The sequence below is a fragment of the Leptotrichia trevisanii DSM 22070 genome, from assembly GCF_000482505.1.
Taxonomy (GTDB): Bacteria; Fusobacteriota; Fusobacteriia; order Fusobacteriales; family Leptotrichiaceae; genus Leptotrichia; species Leptotrichia trevisanii.
On record NZ_KI519443.1, the window covers coordinates 177,777 to 195,448 of the forward strand.

Annotated in this window: 21 protein-coding genes; all 21 read right to left on the reverse strand. The window is 32.0% G+C overall.

Annotated features, from left to right (window positions below; genetic code table 11):
• Position 1 precedes the first annotated feature (1 nt).
• The 21 genes from K324_RS0110485 to K324_RS0110590 all read right to left on the reverse strand — a co-directional run bounded on the left by K324_RS0110485 (position 2) and on the right by K324_RS0110590 (position 17,665).
• Positions 2–1,381, reverse strand: a complete 1,380-nt coding sequence (locus tag K324_RS0110485) for a V-type ATP synthase subunit B (protein ID WP_026749081.1) — start codon at positions 1,379–1,381, stop codon at positions 2–4.
• A complete protein-coding gene (locus tag K324_RS0110490) occupies positions 1,374–3,149 on the reverse strand; it encodes a V-type ATP synthase subunit A (RefSeq protein ID WP_026749082.1) in 1,776 nt (591 codons plus the stop codon). The genes K324_RS0110485 and K324_RS0110490 overlap by 8 nt, the downstream gene beginning before the upstream one ends.
• 18 nt (positions 3,150–3,167) lie before the next feature.
• Positions 3,168–3,476 (reverse strand): V-type ATP synthase subunit F, encoded by a 309-nt coding sequence (locus tag K324_RS0110495; RefSeq protein WP_026749083.1) that lies wholly within the window; start codon positions 3,474–3,476, stop codon positions 3,168–3,170.
• Positions 3,469–4,467, reverse strand: a complete 999-nt coding sequence (locus tag K324_RS0110500) for a V-type ATP synthase subunit C (protein WP_026749084.1) — start codon at positions 4,465–4,467, stop codon at positions 3,469–3,471. Before K324_RS0110500 ends, K324_RS0110495 begins: the two co-directional genes overlap by 8 nt.
• Before the next feature lie 223 nt (positions 4,468–4,690).
• Positions 4,691–5,242 carry a V-type ATP synthase subunit E gene (locus K324_RS0110505; RefSeq protein WP_026749085.1) on the reverse strand — a complete coding sequence of 184 codons (552 nt, stop codon included), beginning with the start codon at positions 5,240–5,242 and terminating at the stop codon, positions 4,691–4,693.
• Between the two features lie 46 nt (positions 5,243–5,288).
• Positions 5,289–5,762 (reverse strand): V-type ATP synthase subunit K, encoded by a 474-nt coding sequence (locus K324_RS0110510; RefSeq protein ID WP_015769010.1) that lies wholly within the window; start codon positions 5,760–5,762, stop codon positions 5,289–5,291.
• Positions 5,763–5,827: 65 nt separating this feature from the next.
• Positions 5,828–7,801 carry a V-type ATP synthase subunit I gene (locus K324_RS0110515; RefSeq protein WP_026749086.1) on the reverse strand — a complete coding sequence of 658 codons (1,974 nt, stop codon included), beginning with the start codon at positions 7,799–7,801 and terminating at the stop codon, positions 5,828–5,830.
• On the reverse strand, positions 7,801–8,112 hold the full coding sequence (locus K324_RS0110520) for an ATP synthase subunit G (protein ID WP_026749087.1): 312 nt from the start codon (positions 8,110–8,112) through the stop codon (positions 7,801–7,803). The genes K324_RS0110515 and K324_RS0110520 overlap by 1 nt, the downstream gene beginning before the upstream one ends.
• A gap of 183 nt (positions 8,113–8,295) precedes the next feature.
• Positions 8,296–8,715: a hypothetical protein gene (locus K324_RS0110525; RefSeq protein WP_026749088.1), complete on the reverse strand. Its 420-nt coding sequence runs from the start codon at positions 8,713–8,715 to the stop codon at positions 8,296–8,298.
• A gap of 6 nt (positions 8,716–8,721) precedes the next feature.
• Positions 8,722–9,648, reverse strand: a complete 927-nt coding sequence (gene rsmH / locus K324_RS0110530) for a 16S rRNA (cytosine(1402)-N(4))-methyltransferase RsmH (RefSeq protein ID WP_026749089.1) — start codon at positions 9,646–9,648, stop codon at positions 8,722–8,724.
• A 317-nt stretch (positions 9,649–9,965) separates the two neighbouring features.
• Positions 9,966–10,529: a DJ-1 family glyoxalase III gene (locus K324_RS0110535; protein WP_026749090.1), complete on the reverse strand. Its 564-nt coding sequence runs from the start codon at positions 10,527–10,529 to the stop codon at positions 9,966–9,968.
• Between the two features lie 83 nt (positions 10,530–10,612).
• Positions 10,613–12,316, reverse strand: a complete 1,704-nt coding sequence (gene ptsP / locus K324_RS0110540; protein ID WP_026749091.1) for a phosphoenolpyruvate--protein phosphotransferase — start codon at positions 12,314–12,316, stop codon at positions 10,613–10,615.
• A 49-nt stretch (positions 12,317–12,365) separates the two neighbouring features.
• On the reverse strand, positions 12,366–13,127 hold the full coding sequence (locus K324_RS0110545; RefSeq protein ID WP_026749092.1) for an ankyrin repeat domain-containing protein: 762 nt from the start codon (positions 13,125–13,127) through the stop codon (positions 12,366–12,368).
• A 166-nt stretch (positions 13,128–13,293) separates the two neighbouring features.
• On the reverse strand, positions 13,294–13,716 hold the full coding sequence (locus K324_RS0110550) for a lysozyme inhibitor LprI family protein (RefSeq protein WP_026749093.1): 423 nt from the start codon (positions 13,714–13,716) through the stop codon (positions 13,294–13,296).
• Between the two features lie 37 nt (positions 13,717–13,753).
• Positions 13,754–14,185, reverse strand: a complete 432-nt coding sequence (locus K324_RS0110555; protein ID WP_026749094.1) for a lysozyme inhibitor LprI family protein — start codon at positions 14,183–14,185, stop codon at positions 13,754–13,756.
• Positions 14,186–14,280: 95 nt separating this feature from the next.
• Entirely contained in the window at positions 14,281–14,925 is a 645-nt protein-coding gene (locus K324_RS0110560; RefSeq protein ID WP_026749095.1) for a hypothetical protein, read from the reverse strand.
• A gap of 96 nt (positions 14,926–15,021) precedes the next feature.
• Positions 15,022–15,654, reverse strand: coding sequence for a hypothetical protein (locus tag K324_RS0110570; protein WP_026749096.1), 633 nt, complete (start codon positions 15,652–15,654; stop codon positions 15,022–15,024).
• Between the two features lie 55 nt (positions 15,655–15,709).
• On the reverse strand, positions 15,710–16,186 hold the full coding sequence (locus K324_RS0110575; RefSeq protein WP_026749097.1) for a hypothetical protein: 477 nt from the start codon (positions 16,184–16,186) through the stop codon (positions 15,710–15,712).
• A gap of 91 nt (positions 16,187–16,277) precedes the next feature.
• Positions 16,278–16,775, reverse strand: a complete 498-nt coding sequence (locus K324_RS0110580; RefSeq protein WP_026749098.1) for a lysozyme inhibitor LprI family protein — start codon at positions 16,773–16,775, stop codon at positions 16,278–16,280.
• Between the two features lie 160 nt (positions 16,776–16,935).
• The gene (locus K324_RS0110585) at positions 16,936–17,304 is read right to left on the reverse strand and encodes a hypothetical protein (RefSeq protein ID WP_026749099.1); all 369 of its coding nucleotides are present in this window, start codon (positions 17,302–17,304) and stop codon (positions 16,936–16,938) included.
• A 115-nt stretch (positions 17,305–17,419) separates the two neighbouring features.
• Positions 17,420–17,665 (reverse strand): hypothetical protein, encoded by a 246-nt coding sequence (locus K324_RS0110590; protein ID WP_026749100.1) that lies wholly within the window; start codon positions 17,663–17,665, stop codon positions 17,420–17,422.
• Positions 17,666–17,672: the final 7 nt, after the last annotated feature.

Genomic DNA, 17,672 nt, shown 5'->3' on the forward strand with positions numbered 1-17,672 from the left:
TTTATTCATCTCCTGCAGGTAAATATTTTTCCAAATATTCATCTCTAATTCTTTTCAACTCTGTTCTTGGTAATATTTTTAGTAAATCCCATCCTAAATTTAAAGTATCCTCAATAGTTCTGTTATTGTCAAAGCCTTGAGCCACATATTGTTCCTCAAATGCAGTCGTAAATTTAACAAACGCCTTATCAGTTTCAGACAATGCTGATTCTCCCAAGATTACAGCCAATTCTTTAGCTTCCTTACCAGTCGCATAAGCCGCAAACAATTGGTTCATCGTATCCGCATGATCCTCTCTTGTCTTTCCTTTTCCAATCCCTTTATCCTTCAATCTTGAAAGTGACGGCAAAACGTCAATTGGAGGCATTAAATTCTGTTTATACAAATCTCTTGACAAGATTATTTGCCCCTCTGTAATATATCCAGTCAAATCTGGAATTGGGTGAGTCTTATCATCTTCAGGCATTGTCAAAATTGGTATTTGCGTAATCGAACCTTCACGCCCTTTAATTCTTCCCGCTCTTTCATAGATTGTCGATAAATCGGTATACAGGTATCCTGGATATCCTCTTCTTCCTGGAACTTCCTTTCTTGCTGCCGATACTTCACGTAACGCTTCACAATAGTTAGTCAAGTCAGTTAAAATTACAAGTACGTGCATCCCTTTTTCAAATGCCAGGTATTCTGCACAAGTAAGTGCCATTTTTGGTGTAGACAGACGCTCGATTGCTGGATCGTTAGCCAAATTCATAAATAATACCGCTCTATCTATCGCTCCTGTTTTTATAAAGTCTTCCGTAAATGTCTGAGCTTCTTCAAATGTAATCCCAATCGCTCCAAATACTACCGCAAATTTTGAATCTGTTCCCAAAACTTTTGCCTGTCTTGCAATTTGCAGTGCCAATTCTGCATGCGGAAGTCCTGAACCAGAGAATATCGGTAATTTTTGCCCCCTAACAAGAGTATTTAGCCCATCAATGGCAGAAACTCCTGTTTGGATAAATTCTGACGGATAATCACGTGCAACTGGATTTATAGCCGTTCCATTTATATCCAATGTCTTTTCAGGAATAATTTTCGGCCCGTTATCTTTTGGACGTCCCAATCCATCAAATACACGTCCAATCATATCTTCAGATACTCCAAGTGATAAAGGCCTACCCAAGAATCTTACTTTTGAATCTTTCAGGTTAATTCCAGCCGAATTTTCAAATAACTGCACTACAGCCTTATCTCCATTTACTTCAAGCACACGTCCACGACGAAGCTCTCCCTTTTGAGTTTCAATTTCAACAAGCTCTTCATATTTGATGCCCTCAACACCTTCAACCATCATCAATGGCCCTACAACTTCCTTAATAGTTTTGTATTCCTTAAGCATTTGCCACACCTCCTTTATTTACAAGTTCATCTATTCCTGTTTCCAATTCTTTTGCTATTTCTTTAATTTTACCTAATTCCGCTTCAGGCAGATATTTTGCCCTTGCAATTCTTTCTCTTACGGGCATTGCGATAATTTCACTTAAATAAGCTCCATTTTCAAGCCCTCTTAATCCTTCGTCATAGAATTTCAATACCAAATCAAGCATTTTATCCTGTTTTTCAAGTGAAGTATAAGTATCTGACTCCATAAACGCATTTTGCTGCAAGTAATCTTCTCTTATTGATTTTGCAATTTCCAGTTTAAGCTGATCCTTTTCTGACAAAGTATCCTTACCAACCAGTCTAACAATTTCCTGCAAGCTGTTCTCCTCTTGTAACAATGACATTGCACGAGCCCTGTTTTTAGAAAATTCAGGCCCCACGTTCTGATTCATCCAGTTATCAACTTTCGCTTGATACAAAGAATATGAATTTAACCAGTTAATCGCTGGGAAATGACGTCTATATGCCAAATTTGCATCTAGTCCCCAGAACACCTTAACAATACGAAGTGTCGCCTGTGATACTGGTTCTGAAATATCTCCACCCGGAGGTGAAACCGCTCCAATGACTGTCAAAGCCCCTTCTCTTCCATCTTGTCCAAGACAAATTACTTTTCCTGCTCTTTCGTAAAATTCAGCGGCTCTTGAACCTAGATAAGCTGGGTATCCTTCATCCCCTGGCATTTCTTCAAGCCGTCCAGACATTTCCCTAAGTGCTTCCGCCCATCTTGAAGTAGAATCCGCCATTATTGCCACTGAATATCCCATATCCCTAAAATATTCAGCAATTGTAATTCCTGTATAAATACTGGCCTCTCTGGCCGCAACTGGCATATTTGAAGTATTTGCTATAAGTACAGTTCTTTTCATCAATGATTGTCCAGTTTTTGGATCTATAATTTCTGGAAATTCCATAAGAACGTCTGTCATCTCATTCCCACGCTCTCCACATCCTACGTAAACTATAATTTCTGCATCTGCCCATTTAGCCATTTGGTGTTGTACAACCGTTTTTCCAGATCCGAAAGGCCCTGGTACACACGCAGTCCCACCTTTAGTTACAGGGAAAAATGTGTCAATTACCCTTTGTCCTGTAATTAACGGAGCTTCTGGATTTAATTTCTGTTTATATTTTCTTCCACGTCTTACTGGCCATTTTTGCATCATTTGAACTTCTACCAATTCACCTTTTTCAGTTTCAATAACCGCAATTGTGTCAACTACTGTATAACTTCCGCTTTTAATAGTTTTCAAAGTCCCTTTAATTCCAGCTGGCACCATAATTTTGTGGTTTACAACAGAAGTTTCCTGAACAGTTCCCAAAATATCCCCAGTTTCAACTGTTGCCCCAACAGATAATACAGGCTCAAATTCCCATTTTTTCTCTCTGTTTAAAGGCTTAACTTCTACCCCTTTATCCAGAAAGTCCCCTGCTATTTCCTGATATTCCTTTAGCGGACGCTGAATCCCATCAAACATCGCTTCAATAAGCCCAGGCCCCAATTCAACACTCAAAGGCTCTCCAGTTGTAAAAACCTCTTCTCCTGGCCCAATTCCCGATGTTTCTTCATATACTTGAATAGAAGCCTGATCGCCTCTCATTTCGATAATTTCACCTATCAATTTTTTCTCCGAAACTCTTACCACATCATACACATTGGCATTTTCCATACCTTCTGCAACAACAAGAGGCCCAGATACTTTTATTATTCTTCCTGTTTTCAATGAATTTTCTCCTTTCATCTAAAATATATTAGATCCTATCGCTTTTTCAACGTACTCATCTATCTTTTTAAGCCCAATTCCCAAACTTCCCTGATTATTCGGAATCAAAATAACAGCTGGAAGCACTTCACGGTTGTATCTTTCAATGGTACTTTCAACTAATGCGGCAACTTGCTCTGTCACAAAGATAATACCATAGTTATTACTTGCCATCTCATCAATTGTGCTTCTCGCTTCTTCCTTTGTAATAACAGGGTACACGTCAATTCCCAGTGCCTTAAATGATAAAATAGAATCCTTATCTCCAACTACACCTATTTTATGCATAAGTTTCACGCAACCTTTCCCTTATTTTATCCGATCCTATGTTGTTTATTTTGCTTACCATTATCATTCTGACTGCATTGATTTCACGCTCCTTTGCAACTAGATAGGTAAACAATGGCTCTGGCCCAAATACAACATATTTTGATTCCCTATTTAATTCCATCAGGTAATTATCCGAAATTTTTTCAAGTTCCGATAATCTTTTTGTTTCACTAAATGTTTCCAATCCTTTTGTCAGATATATTCCCAGTTTTTCTTTCTTGAACTTATTCAAAATGGTATCTATATTATCATTTATTGACGCAACAATTTTATTTTTTGAAATTGTCCCACCATCAAAAATAACGGTTTCCAAAAATCTTGCATCACGATTCTGCTTTTGAACTCTGAATAAAGTTATCATATTTTGAAAGTCAATTAATCCTTCAACATAATCAGTAATAACTTTTACATCAATTTCTTTAACAAGTCTTGATAAATTTTTAAAATAATGCTTGTCTACAATTATATCAATTCTTTGCGGATTATGATTTTCTTCAAAGTCCTTCTGCACTTCATTAATCGCATCCAAAATTTCCTGTGGCAAATCATTACTTTGTAATTCAAACTTTGTCTTAAATTTTCCAGCGTCAATCGTTCCAGCCTGCATAAGCAATTTTGAAAAATCTTTTCCTGTTATTTTACTTTTCAATAATACCTTTAGATTATGATAATCATATTTAAGAGACAAAATATCAACAATTGCAGTATTTTTAACCATATTTCGTACAATAGAAAAAACACGCTCTGTTTCTCTTTTCAGTATTGTTTCATAATCCTGACTACCATGAATATCAGCCATATCTTGAGAATATTCCGTTTCTCCCAATAATTTTAGCACTTCTTCGGGAGTCTGGGCTTCTATCATCCGTTCCAGTCTATTTCTAGTCAAAAGCCTCTTTTCCAATACTCTAATAGTTACGACACTTTGTCCGTAATCCATTCTATTCATTTTTTTCTCCCTTTATCGATTCTCTTTGTCAATTATAAAAGTTTTTTTCTTTTCTCACAAAATATTTTAATTTCTTGATAAAATTTATTTTAATTTTTACTCTTACAACTAACTATTGATTCATTTCTATTTTTTATATTAGATATGCTTAACAACTTGTTTATTCTTAATTAAAGTAAATATTTACTTTATTGTACTTTCAATAGTTATCAGGCAACTCTATTTATGAAAATAAAAGTTTTGAAATTTCAACTTCCAGTTCATCCCTCATAAAGTCCAGTTTCACTTCAAAAGTGTAATTTTCCTGGATTCCATTTTCTTCAATGATAAATCCCGAAGTTACAAACTCATTTTCCTTCACTTTTGCATTTGGAAATTCTTTTTTTACTTTATTTAAAAATTCTTTTTTTACAATTAATTCTTTTCCTGTTATAGATTTTTTATCAATATTTTGAGTTAAATAATTAATATATTCACTCTCATTCATATTGACAAGTTTTGTTTTTAATTTATCTATAACTTTATCAATTACTGTCTGTTTTGCCTTTAATTTTTCATTTCTTGCCTTTAAGTTTGCACTTGACTTAATTCTGTCTGAAAGCAGTTCACGCTCTCTTCTTGCATTTTCAAGCAATGTTTGCTTTTTGACAGTAATCTTTTTTATTTCCAAATCGTATTTTTGCTTAGCTTTTTCCTCAGCACTTCTTACAATTTCGTCTGCTTGTTTTTTAGCATCATTTAATATTTTTGAGGTTAAATTGTTTAAATTAGACATATTCACTCCTTACCATATTTAAGGGGTATAAATACCCCTTTTAAAATTAGAATCTTCCTAATAGCATAATTGATACAACGAATGCCAATAACGCATAAGTTTCAACCATTACTGAGTAAATAATACCTTTTGTGTTTTGTTCCTCATTTTTTGCAAGTAAACTGATACCAGATGCGGCAACTCTTCCTTGTGCGATTGCTGAACCGTAACCTGCAATTGCGATTGGTAAACAAGCCATTAAAATTCCTAATCCAGTTTGTAAAGTCATTTCAGGTTTTAATTTTCCTAACACCATAAGTCCAATAACGAATCCGTATAATCCTTGTGTTCCCGGCAATAATTGCAATACTAACGATTTACCAAATTTTTCAGGTTCCTCACTCATAAGTCCAGTAGCTACTTCCCCAACGATACCTACACCTTTTGCAGATCCAATACCTGCTAATAATGTCGCTAATGCCGCACCTAATGTCGCCATTACGATTCCTCCATTTTGTACTAAAAACTGTGAAAAATTCATTTTATTTCCTCCTAATTTTTTCTATTTTATTTATTAATAATTTTTACTAAACTTAAATTATAAAACTAATCATCAAGATTTACATATTTACTTTCTGTTCTAAAATCTTTAAACGGCTTTCCTCCACCTTCATAAAACTTACCAAAATATTCTACATACATAAGTCTTGAAGTGTGAACATATGCACCTAGGAAAGATAAGAACATATTAAATAAATGTCCTGCTACCAGTATTACTGGAATAAATATCATTCCAACCCAGCTTCCGCTAATCATTCCGGCAATCATATTTATAGCCGACGCAATAAATCCACCAGAAAGCCCCAAAGCCATAAGTCTTGAATATGATACAAAATCTCCCACATAACTGGAAATTCCATAAAGGCTGTAAAGCCCTCCACCTAATTTTGCACCAATCCCCTTAGCTTCACGTCCACCAGTAAGTACGATTCCAGCCATTCCAGCAATCATTACCCACATTGACACATTTGTTACAACAGGTGATAAATTCATCAGTTTGAATATTAAATAAACTATTCCGCCCATAAGTGCCATATACCAGAACAGCACGTCATAAACTGCCTCCAACGACTTGCCATCTCTAATTAGCATATACGCTTTTATTGCCAATCCAACAAAAATATGGACTACACCAAACACAATTGAACCTATTAATAAATCATTATATTGCGATGCTGGATCTATCAATCTCCACATTCCTGGAATTGTCGCTCCAAAATATGAACCATATAAAAGTCCCCAAAAAATAACGGAAAAACTTAAATAAAAGAAAAACTTGACAGATTTTCTCATTTGAGAACTTAAATTTACTACTTTTAGAACAAACATTGTTGCCAAGAGCAATACAAGCCCATAACCTACATCCGCTCCCATCATTCCAAAGAACAAAATATAAAACGGTGTAAACAGCGGCGTCGGATCAATTTCATTATATCTAGGATAAGCATACATCCCTGTCAAATTTTCAAATGTACTTGCAATCTTTCCATTTTTCAACTTTATCGGTACTGTCGCATCATCCCTATCCGCTTCTGTAAATGTCAAATAATAATTATCCCCAGCCTCGTCTTTTACCACTTTCTCAAATTCATTTACCTTTTCAGTAGGAATCCATCCCTTTATTAAAATAGTATTTTCAGTCTGAGCCAATTTTTCTGATTCAACAATTCTTAGCTTTTTATTTTGCATATACTCATAAACCGCCTGTAAATCAGTTAAGTCTTCACTATAAGTTTTGATTTTGGCCTTTAATCTACGTTTTTCCTTTTTCAGTCCTGAAATTTCCTTTTGCAATTCATTTTTGTAATCTTGTGGAACTGCATCAATATCCAGATTTTCCACTGTAAAACTGCTGTTTCTGAAAACTTCAGCTAATTTTTCCTTTTCACTTTCATCAATACTTGAAATTACAAGATAATACACTTCATCTTTTACTATTTTCAGCTCTTCATAATAAGTTTTATCAAGTTTAGAAATGCCGTCAATAAAACTACCTTTTAATTTTATCGGTACTGTCCCCAAAAATGTATTTACCTTTTTCAAGCTCTTTAATTCTTTCGGATTTACATCCAGCCGTTCCCACAAATCAATTTCGTCATAGCGTGCATATTTTTTAGAAATTTTCGATTTTATTTGTGAATACTGCGCTCCAATCTGGTTTAGCTCAGAAGAAATTTTCTTCCAGTCATAAGTCAATGCTTTTTTCGCTAACTCATCAAACGTATAATTTTCATTTCCATGAATAACATCCCTTAAACGTGTTTTTCTCTCATCATATTTTTTAATAAGAGAAATTGCACTGCTTAACTGATAAAGACGCTCATCAATGTGAGTCAGTTCCTCATTGTTTACATACTTTGTAACGCCTTCAACAACATCCTTATTAACTTCCCCATTTTCATCACGCAACTCAATATCTACAAAATTTACTTCCTTAAATTTTTGAAGTTTCTTTAATACTTTAGCCCTTTGTTCTGCGAAAACAACTAAATCAAATCTACTCATTTTAACTATTGCCATTATTTCACAATCCTCTCTGCTAATAAATTAACAACTTCATCTATTTTTCTTTCGTCAATTTCGAGAATTTTATTTACATTTTCCTCTTCACTGCTTAAAAGAGATTTTACTCTTTTTTCGGCATCATCCATTGACTGTTTCTTCAAATTTTCCACTTCAAGATTTGCCTCAGAAATCATTTTATCGCCGTCATCCTTTATTTTCTGCTCAATATTTTTCAAAATATCTTTTGCCTTTTCATTTGCATCAGCAATAATTTTATCTGACTCCCCTTCAGCATCTCTTATTTTTTGTAAAACTTCTTTTGCCAAGATATAACCTCCTTCAAAATTTATTTTTACTTTTTAAAATTATTCATATTTTTTTAATTTTTTATAAATAATTCTACAAAAATAAATTAACTGATTAGTCACCATATTATTATGTTATCAATTTTTTCACATATTGTCAATAAAAAAATATAACACAGATTTTATGTTATATTTCTCCTTCGGTTAATTATTCAAATTTATATATATTGGAGCATTCGGAACATCAAATCCTTTTTCTTTTGCTCTTATTTCTTTGGTTTTCAAGTCTTCATTATCCACTGTCTGAGTATCCAGTCTTGCAACTTCCTTTTTAAGTTCAATTAGCTGCTTTTCCTTTATATCCATTTTTTTCCCTAATTCAGAAATATCAAATGAAACAAAAACTCTCAGCAAAGCTACCATAGTTACAATAGCCACATAGATACTAACTATACCAATTACTTTCATATTTAACCCCGCTGTTCTGGAAAGTTGTTTTCTAACTTCTTTAGGAGCTACTATTCTTTCTCTTCTTGCATCTTCATGTGATCTTGCTGTATTTGTAATTTTTGGAACATCAAGTATTTCCATTTGCATTTTTTTGTTTTTTGAAACACCATTCATAACTGTTTATTCACTCCTTTCAAAAATTCTCAATTTTGCTGAATGTGCCCGGTTATTTTCTTCTAATTCTAACTTTTTAGCAATAATTGGTTTTTTTGTAATTATCTTTCCTAAACTTTTTTTGTTACATACACAAATTGGTATATCCTTTGGACAAGTACATGGATCTTCATATTCACGAAATTTTTCCTTTACAATTCTGTCTTCCAGTGAATGAAAAGTAATTACTAAAAGCCTACCATTTTTATTAAGTAGTTTTATCGTTTTATCCAATGTTTCGCTTAGCACCTCAAGCTCCTTATTCACAAAAATTCTTATAGCCTGAAATGTTCTTTTGGCAGGATGCCGTTTCATACTTTTTCCTATTGATTTTATAACAATATCCGCAAGTTCCGTTGTAGTTTCAACTGGCTTATTTTTTCTATATTCTACAATTTTTTTTGCAATTTTTCTTGATTTTGGCTCTTCGCCGTATTTGTAAATAATATCGGCTATTTCCTTTTCAGAAAAATTATTGACAACTTCATAAGCACTTATTTTTAAGTTACTGTCCATCCGCATATCCAGCCTTGCCGCAAACCTGTATGAAAAACCTCTTTTAGCATTATCCAGCTGATTTGAGGAAACTCCTATATCCATCAGTATCCGATCTACTTTTTCAAAGCCCGCAAGATAAACAGCAGTATCAATATTTCTAAAATTATCTTGAAATATTTGAAGTTTATTTTCATATTTCTCAAGCCTTTTTTTTGCAAATTCAATAGCTTGTATATCCTGATCAATTGCAATAACCTTTGAATTTTCAGAAGAATTTTCCAGAATACCCTCTGTATGCCCACCGCCACCAAGCGTACAGTCAACATAAATTGCATCTTTATCTGTTATTATATTATCTATCACTTCGTCAAGCAGTACGGGCTTATGATATTCCATAGTTTCTTCCTTTCCAAAACATTTTTAAAATATATAAATTTAATATTTACAAAACTCCTTAAAACCAATTTCAATAAAGTAAACTAATTTCATACAAACTCCAAAATTTATAATTTATCTTCAGTTTCATTTTAAAGTTTTTGTTAAAACTACTTTAGTTCAAGTGTATATTGTAATTAAATCAATAATTTGTAATCTTGTTAATTATTAAATCATTTTATTTCTTTCATAATTACTGAAACATTTTAGCACACTTTTCTTATTTTTTCCATATAACTTTTTAAAATTTATACTTTTATTTACAAATATTTATAAATCTATCTGTAAACAATTTCCTCAGCAATTCTTTTCGCCTCTTTTTCACCCAAAAGTTCACTAATAATTTCAAAGGCAAAATCCAGTGCCGTTCCCGCACTTCTGCTTGTTATAACATTGCCATCCGTAACAGCTCTATCTTTTCCTAGCAATGCCTTCCCTTTTACCAGTTCGTTTTCACACGCTGGAAAACACACTGCATTTTTTCCTTCCAAAATTCCAAGACTCGCCAATACTGTAGGAGCAGCACAAATAGCTGCAATTTTTTTATTTTCACTATCTTTTGAAAATTTTAACACGTTATCTAATAGTGTCTTTGAATTAAAATAATTTCCAACTCCAGGACCACCAGGCAATATTAACATATCGTATTCAGAAAAATTAATTTCATCAATTATCTTATCTGCCAATATCTTCATTTTTCTCGCACTTTCCACAAGGTTCTCCTTTGTGATTGAAACTGTATCTACTGTAATTCCTGCCCTTTGAAGCAAATCAATTGGGGTTACTGCTTCAATTTCCTCAAATCCATTAGCTAAGAATACTGCGACTTTTTTATTTTCCATATTTTTTCACTCCTTATTGATAAATTCTGTTTTTAAGGCAAAAAAAGGCTAATAAACTAACTAGCCTTTTTTATTATAATTTATTATAATTTTGCTACAACATCTTCAGGTGTATCTTGTTGTAAAATTAAATCTCTGAATTTTTTCGCATCTGCATAATTGCTGTTTCTAATTATTTTCTTAACAGTTAGTCCTGATGAGGCACTCATACTGAATGAGTCAAGTCCCATTCCTAACAATAATTTAGTTGCTCTTTTATCTCCAGCGAACTCTCCACACATACTGACATTTATATTAGCCCCATGTGCCGCATCAATTACTTTTTGGATAGCTTCCAATACCGCTGGATTGAATGAATTATATAAGTTTGCAACCATTTCATTTCCTCTATCTACTGCCAGGAAGTATTGTGTCAAGTCATTAGTTCCGATTGAGAAGAAGTCAACTTCCTTTGCGAATTTGTAGGCAATAATTGCTGTTGAAGGAGTTTCAACCATTATTCCTACTTTTATATTTCTATCGTAAATTTTTCCAATTTCATCAAGTTCTCTTTTACATTCTTCCAAAATAGCATTTGCTTTTCTGATTTCATTAACTGAACTTATCATTGGATACATAATTTTAATTTGTCCGTATTGAGAAGCTCTCAAAATAGCTTTTAACTGCGTTTTGAACATATCTTTATTTTCCAGTGAAATTCTGATTGCTCTATATCCTAGGAATGGATTTAATTCTTTTGGTAAATCTAAGTATGGTAACTCTTTATCTCCACCAATATCCATTGTTCTTATTGTTACAGGTTTCCCTTGCATTTTTTCAGCAACTACTCTGTACGCCTGATATTGTTCTTCTTCTGTTGGAAAATGATCAGAGTTCATAAATAAGAATTCTGTTCTATATAATCCAATTCCTGTCGCTCCTGATTCAATTACAGCATCAACATCGTTAGGACTTCCAATATTTCCCCAGATGTCAACTTTTCTACCATCAAGAGTAATCGCATCTTCATGAATTAATTTTTTCAATTCTTCTTTTTCTTTTCTTATTACTTCCTGTTTCTTAATATATTCATTAACCAAGTCTTCAGATGGTTCTAGGTACAATTCCCCTGTTTCTCCATCCATAACAACAACTTCCCCATCTTTTACTTCGGCAAGTATTCCTTTTACTCCAACTACTGCCGGTAATTCAAGTGATCTCGCCATTATTGCAGAGTGAGCTGTTTTTCCTCCAACTTCTGTAATAAATCCTATACAGTTTTCCAAATCCAATTGTGCAGTATCAGATGGAGTCAAATCTTCTGTTACAACGATTGTTCCTGGTTCCAAGTTGCTCAAGTCGTGGATTTTCATACCTAATAAGTTTTTAAGCCATCTTTTACCTATATCTTGTAAATCAGCGGCTCTTTCTCTTAAATAAGGATCATCTAATTGTGAAATCATATCACAATATTCATTAATTCCATCGTGTAACGCTTTTGCAGCTGGAAGTCCTTCTCCTTTAATTTTATCTTCAACTTCCATAATCAAATCTTCATCTTCAAGAAGCATAATATGACCATCAAAAATTGCTGCTTTATCTTCCCCCATTTTTTCCTTTACTTTTTCTCTAATTGCGATTAATTGTGTTTTAGATTGTTTCAATCCATCTTGCAATTTCGCTAATTCAGCCTCAATTGTTGAATTCTCAGTTTTATTTTCTGGAATAACAATTTCCTCTGCGATAAAAAGTAATACTTTACCTATAGATACTCCTTCTGAAGCACCAATTCCTGTCATTCTTTTCATTTTTTTCTCCTCTATATATAAATTTTTTTATTACAAACAAATTTAAAAATTATAACTTACCCCTATTAGCCTTTATATAATCCCTTAATATTTTTACAATTTCACCTTTTCCAAACTTTGTTGCCATATCCATTGGGGTACCACCATGTTTATCTGTAATTGTAGGATTAGCCCCATATTGCAACAACATTTTCACAATTCTGGAATTAGCTTTTAATGTAGCGTCTTCAAGTGGAGTCCATCCATCAACAACACTTCCTACATTCGCAAGTTTTGAATCTTGTTTCAGTAACATTTCTAATGCTTCAATATTTTCATAATATGCCGCAGTTCCTACTGTTGTCCTATTAAAAACTGGGTGTGTTTCATATAAATTAGCACCATTTTCAATCAAAAGTTTCAAAATATCGTTATTTTTAGCTTCGATAGCAACAATAATAGGAGTATATCCATCCCTACTCCTTGCATTTATATCTACTAAATTCCCATTTCCCTCAAATATTGATTCTTCATCAAGCTGAACTCCATAGACTCCAATTTTTGGATTTAAAAGTTCATCCTTGAGCCTTTTCCTATTTTCAACATTATCTCTAGTTGAAAGATAAAATTTTACAAATTTATTATTGTGTGCACGTATGGCATCTAATACTGATTTTAAAAGTTTTTCATCTGCATTTTCCTTGTTTATTTTTGGTACCAGATTTTCTCCAGTATCATATTTAAAAGTTACAGGATATAATCCCTGATAAAAAAACATAAAAGTTATAATAAAAATTATTTTATATTTCTTAAATAAAAAAAACTTATTCACTTTTTATACCTCACTATTATTATTATACCATATGATTTTAAAAGTGCAAATACTTTTTAAGATTTTTTTCTAATATTATAGCACTATCCCCTTAAAATTATGTTTAATACTAAACTCCATTAAAAAATAGTTATGAAACTTATTTATTCCATAACTATCAACTTCTTTATTTACTTAGTAATTTATCATATTTTTTAGCTAATTCCAATGCTCTTTCCTCTGTCATGGAAAGTCCAGTTCCAGCTGCTCCGAACACAGCCATTTTAGGCCCATCTTCTTCATCAGCCAGTGCTTTTTTTATAGCCACTTTTCTATCATTTAGCCATTTTGACTGTTCAGCCTTAAATTTTGACTGTTCTTTTGCTGGCAATTTTTTCAAAATTAAATCATAAACTTTATTCAATTCCTTTTCCCACTCATCTGTTAATTCATAACTGGCATTCAACATATCAGCTGTTGTTCCTTCAAATTTTGATTCAAGTTTTTCTTCCGCAACTTTCATACGTTCCTTTAATCCATCTTCATATTTTCCTGCAAATGCCACAACTCCCACAAGCAACATTCCTATTATTAATAATAGTTTTTTCATAAGTTTCTCCTTAAAAATATGCAAATTTAACTATATTTTATTTGCTTTTATTTAACTTATCATATCTTTTTGCCAATTCCAATGCTCTAGTTTTTGTTATATCCAATCTATCATTAGCCGACAATTCTCCTGCCATTCTTTCTCCATGTTCGGCAACATAGTTATTATAAGCCTTTGTTGTTTTTGTTTCTCTATCTTTTATCCATTTTTGCTGCTCAGCTTTAAATTTTGTTTTTTCTTTTGCCGGTAATTTTTTTAGAATCAGATCATAAACTTTATTTAGTTCTTTTTCCCACTCAGCATCCAAATCTATTGAAGCATTAATCATATCAGCTCTTACTCCGCTATCCCATCCAGCTTGTGCCTTTTCTTCTGCAGCTTTCATTCTTTCTGTCAAGCCATTTTCATAATTTCCTGCAAATGCAACTGCTCCTACAAGTAATAATCCTGCTATTAGTAATTTTCTCATTTTTTATCAACTCCTTATTTTTATTATTTTTTATATTTTGTATTAAACCACAAACCCCTTTTTTAGTCAACTTAATTTTCAATAAAATTCAGATATTAATTATATCCTGTCGGACAGTAATCCTTTAATATATACGGATGAATTATATTTCCGTCCTTATCAATTTCTACCATTGTTTGAAGTTTTGTATCAAAAGTAAATCTTCTGTCATCTCCAGTATCTTTAGTTCCATATTCAACGGTAAATCCATTTTTTGCTACAGTTATAAGTTCGTCCCATCCGCCGTTATCCTCACCATGTAAATACCACTTTCCATTTTTCTGAACAATTTCAAACAGTTGATCACACCAATATCCCTTCACTTTATTCATATTAAAGTTTGTATCCACTGTTGCTTTTGTTTTTTCAGGCAGTTCAATAAAAAGTATCTGATCTGTATCATTTTTAGCAAGTGTTACTAAAGTTTTCATTTTCGTATCATAAGCATAAGTTTCTTTTTCACGTTTTTTATAATTTGCTGAAAATTTTCCATTTTTTTCCATTACTATAGGAACTGTTTCCGTTTCATCGAATCCGTCATGTATTTTTGTTATGTACCATTTTTCATTTTTTTTAAATATTTCAATACCTTGATATTTTCCTGCCACTTTCTCCAAATTGTGTTTTCCATCTGTCGTAACTTTTACTGCAAATGCTGGTATTGCAGCTAACGCCATAATTAAAAATAATATTTTTTTCATAATTTTTACCTACACTTTCGATTTAAATTTAGTATTTATAATTGTTTTATTTTTCTCAACTCCTATTTCTATTATTTCGCTTATTATAATCATTTTTTATAACTCTACATATCCTTCTGGACAATAATCCTTTAGTATATACGTATCAACTATATTTCCATCCTCATCAATTTTCACAAGTGTCTGAAGTCTTGTGTCAAATGTAAATTTTGCAATATCATTCTCAATTTTAATAGTAAATCCATTTTTTGTTACAATTAAAGGAGTGTATTCGTCATCAAAATCAGTATACATGTACCATTTTCCATTTTTCTGAACAATTTTTTCAAAATCACACCAATATCCCTTTACTTTATTCATATTAAAGTTTTTATCCACTGCTGCTTTTGTTTTTCCTGTAGGCAATTCTATAGAAAGTATCTGATCTGTGTCATCTTTAACAAGCGTTACCAAAGCCTTCATTCTTGTATCATAAGCAAAAGTTTCTTTTCCATGCTCAAATTCTGCTGAAAATTTTCCATCTTTTTCTAAAACTAGAGGAACTGTTTCTGTTTTAAAAGCTTTTTTTGTCGCATACCATTTCCCACTTTTTTCAAATATTTCAAGTTCCGAATATTCTCCGTATTTCCCCGCTACCTTATCTAAATTATGTTTCCCATCTGTCGTAACTTTTACTGCAAACACTGGTATTGCAGCTAATGCCATAATTAAAAATAATACTTTTTTCATAATTTTTACCTACTCTTTCCTAATATTTATAATTTTTTCATTTTTTAATCACAATTTATTTGTACAATTTATAATAATCACGGTATAATTTATACATTTCAGGATTATCCTCAGGGAATCTTCTTAAAGTTTCAGGATCATCAACTTTATTGTAGTTTTCTTCACGTACAATACTAATTATTCTTTTCGTTTTTCTATTCAAAATTACTGGTTCTTTTAATTTTGTATCGTATCCAACACAGATATATTCATCACAAAGCACATTTTTTTCCTTAACTGCATCTGAAATTCGTGGCGGCTCATTTTCATCTCCAGTATCAGAAGCGTAATCCCAGAACTGATACTTTCCATTTTTCAATTTTTTGATTTCTATCGAAACATCATCAGCCGTTATCTCTCTTTTCAGTAATATTTCCTCATGCAGTTTTCCATCAGTTGTAAAAGGTAAATCATAACCTTTGTAACTAAATTCTTCTTCTGAAAATCCAATAACTCCTATTAATAGCAATAATGCCATAATAATTTTTTTCATTTTCATTTCCTCCGCTTTCTATTTTTCTTCTTTATCTATTTTTACACTAACAATATATCATTATTTTATTAAAGAAAAATGAGAATTCTTATTATTTTTTGTGTATCTGATCATATCTTTTGGCAAGCTCCAAAGTTCTTTCCTCTGTTTCGCTTACCCGAACATTTCCGCCTAGAGTTCCTGATATTGTTCCGCCTTCTGCTTCCTCAGTGCTTTTTTCAATATTCACTTTGACTTTTTTTGTCCATTCTTCCTGTTCTTTTTTTAATTTTACCTTTTCACTTTCTGGCAGTTCTGATAATAGCAATTTATAAACCTTATTCATTTCTATTTCCCAAGAATCTCCTATTTTCTGAGTTGCATTATCCATATCTACTGTCACCCCAGACTCCAAAGCTGGCTGAACTTCTGTTTTTATTGCCTCCATTCTTTGTAATATTTCAGCTTCATAACCGCTTTCTCCGTTTACAGGAACTGCAGCTGTTACATTAACCTCCTGTTTCACTTCTTTTTTTTCTTCTTTTTCAGACTTTGAACATGACATAATTCCCACTAGCAATACTGCTATTATTAAAAGTAATTTTTTCATAATTTTCCTCCATTTTATTATTTAATTTCTAATACTTTTTTCATTGATACTATACCATAATTTTATTAATAAATAATGAGAATAAAAAATTAATTATCTTTATATTGTATTTCAATTTTCTGATTTCTACATTTTTCTACTTCTTTTTCAAAATATATTTTTACCATTCAGGATAAATTATTCTCATGTCATCCTTATCTAAAAATACAGCTTTCTTTAATTTTGTATCATATCCAATACAAATATCTTCATCACAAATCACGTTCTTTTTCAGGATTGCTTTGCTTACTATTGTTGTAGTTTCCACTTTACCAAAGTCTTCATCTTGTGAAGCATAATAACCTGTAATTTCATATTTTCCTTTACCTATTTTTTTTATTACAACATCTGTATCTTCAGAACTAATATTTCTATTCAGTAATTTTTCTTCATGCAATTTTCCATCAGTTGTAAAAGGTAAATTCATTCCTTCTGCAGCATAATTTATTGCTCCTATCAACAATGTTGCCATTAATAATATCTTTTTCATATAAATCTCCTCCATTTATTATTTTTTTAATTCCTATTTTGAAATTTTCTATTTTTTATATTAATATTATACCTCATAATCCATTAAAATAAATATGAAACCACAATTTTATACTTTACTCATAAACTGGTTCATTTGTCCAGTTAAGACATTGTCTAACTCCGCCATAGCTATCAGAATAAGCTGTGCATACTCTTTTTGTACCTTTATAGGTTTTTGTTTTTCCACTTTTTTTATCTTCCCACGCAGCCGCTCCAGCAACTCCAGCTAATCCAACTGCCATCGCATTGTAAAATAAAGTACAGCTATGAAGTGATAGCAATGTTGCTATTATTACTAAAGTTTTTGTTTTTTTATTCATAATTGTT

Excerpts from the sequence above, each read along its gene's own strand:
- K324_RS0110485 (WP_026749081.1), bottom strand. The coding sequence starts at position 1,381 with ATGCTTAAGGAATACAAAACTATTAAGGAAGTTGTAGGGCCATTGATG.
- K324_RS0110495 (WP_026749083.1), bottom strand. The coding sequence starts at position 3,476 with ATGCATAAAATAGGTGTAGTTGGAGATAAGGATTCTATTTTATCATTT.
- K324_RS0110500 (WP_026749084.1), bottom strand. The coding sequence starts at position 4,467 with ATGAATAGAATGGATTACGGACAAAGTGTCGTAACTATTAGAGTATTG.
- K324_RS0110505 (WP_026749085.1), bottom strand. The coding sequence starts at position 5,242 with ATGTCTAATTTAAACAATTTAACCTCAAAAATATTAAATGATGCTAAA.
- K324_RS0110510 (WP_015769010.1), bottom strand. The coding sequence starts at position 5,762 with ATGAATTTTTCACAGTTTTTAGTACAAAATGGAGGAATCGTAATGGCG.
- K324_RS0110515 (WP_026749086.1), bottom strand. The coding sequence starts at position 7,801 with ATGGCAATAGTTAAAATGAGTAGATTTGATTTAGTTGTTTTCGCAGAA.
- K324_RS0110525 (WP_026749088.1), bottom strand. The coding sequence starts at position 8,715 with ATGAATGGTGTTTCAAAAAACAAAAAAATGCAAATGGAAATACTTGAT.
- rsmH (WP_026749089.1), bottom strand. The coding sequence starts at position 9,648 with ATGGAATATCATAAGCCCGTACTGCTTGACGAAGTGATAGATAATATA.
- K324_RS0110535 (WP_026749090.1), bottom strand. The coding sequence starts at position 10,529 with ATGGAAAATAAAAAAGTCGCAGTATTCTTAGCTAATGGATTTGAGGAA.
- ptsP (WP_026749091.1), bottom strand. The coding sequence starts at position 12,316 with ATGAAAAGAATGACAGGAATTGGTGCTTCAGAAGGAGTATCTATAGGT.
- K324_RS0110550 (WP_026749093.1), bottom strand. The coding sequence starts at position 13,716 with ATGAAAAAACTATTATTAATAATAGGAATGTTGCTTGTGGGAGTTGTG.
- K324_RS0110555 (WP_026749094.1), bottom strand. The coding sequence starts at position 14,185 with ATGAGAAAATTACTAATAGCAGGATTATTACTTGTAGGAGCAGTTGCA.
- K324_RS0110560 (WP_026749095.1), bottom strand. The coding sequence starts at position 14,925 with ATGAAAAAAATATTATTTTTAATTATGGCGTTAGCTGCAATACCAGCA.
- K324_RS0110570 (WP_026749096.1), bottom strand. The coding sequence starts at position 15,654 with ATGAAAAAAGTATTATTTTTAATTATGGCATTAGCTGCAATACCAGTG.
- K324_RS0110575 (WP_026749097.1), bottom strand. The coding sequence starts at position 16,186 with ATGAAAAAAATTATTATGGCATTATTGCTATTAATAGGAGTTATTGGA.
- K324_RS0110580 (WP_026749098.1), bottom strand. The coding sequence starts at position 16,775 with ATGAAAAAATTACTTTTAATAATAGCAGTATTGCTAGTGGGAATTATG.
- K324_RS0110585 (WP_026749099.1), bottom strand. The coding sequence starts at position 17,304 with ATGAAAAAGATATTATTAATGGCAACATTGTTGATAGGAGCAATAAAT.
- K324_RS0110590 (WP_026749100.1), bottom strand. The coding sequence starts at position 17,665 with ATGAATAAAAAAACAAAAACTTTAGTAATAATAGCAACATTGCTATCA.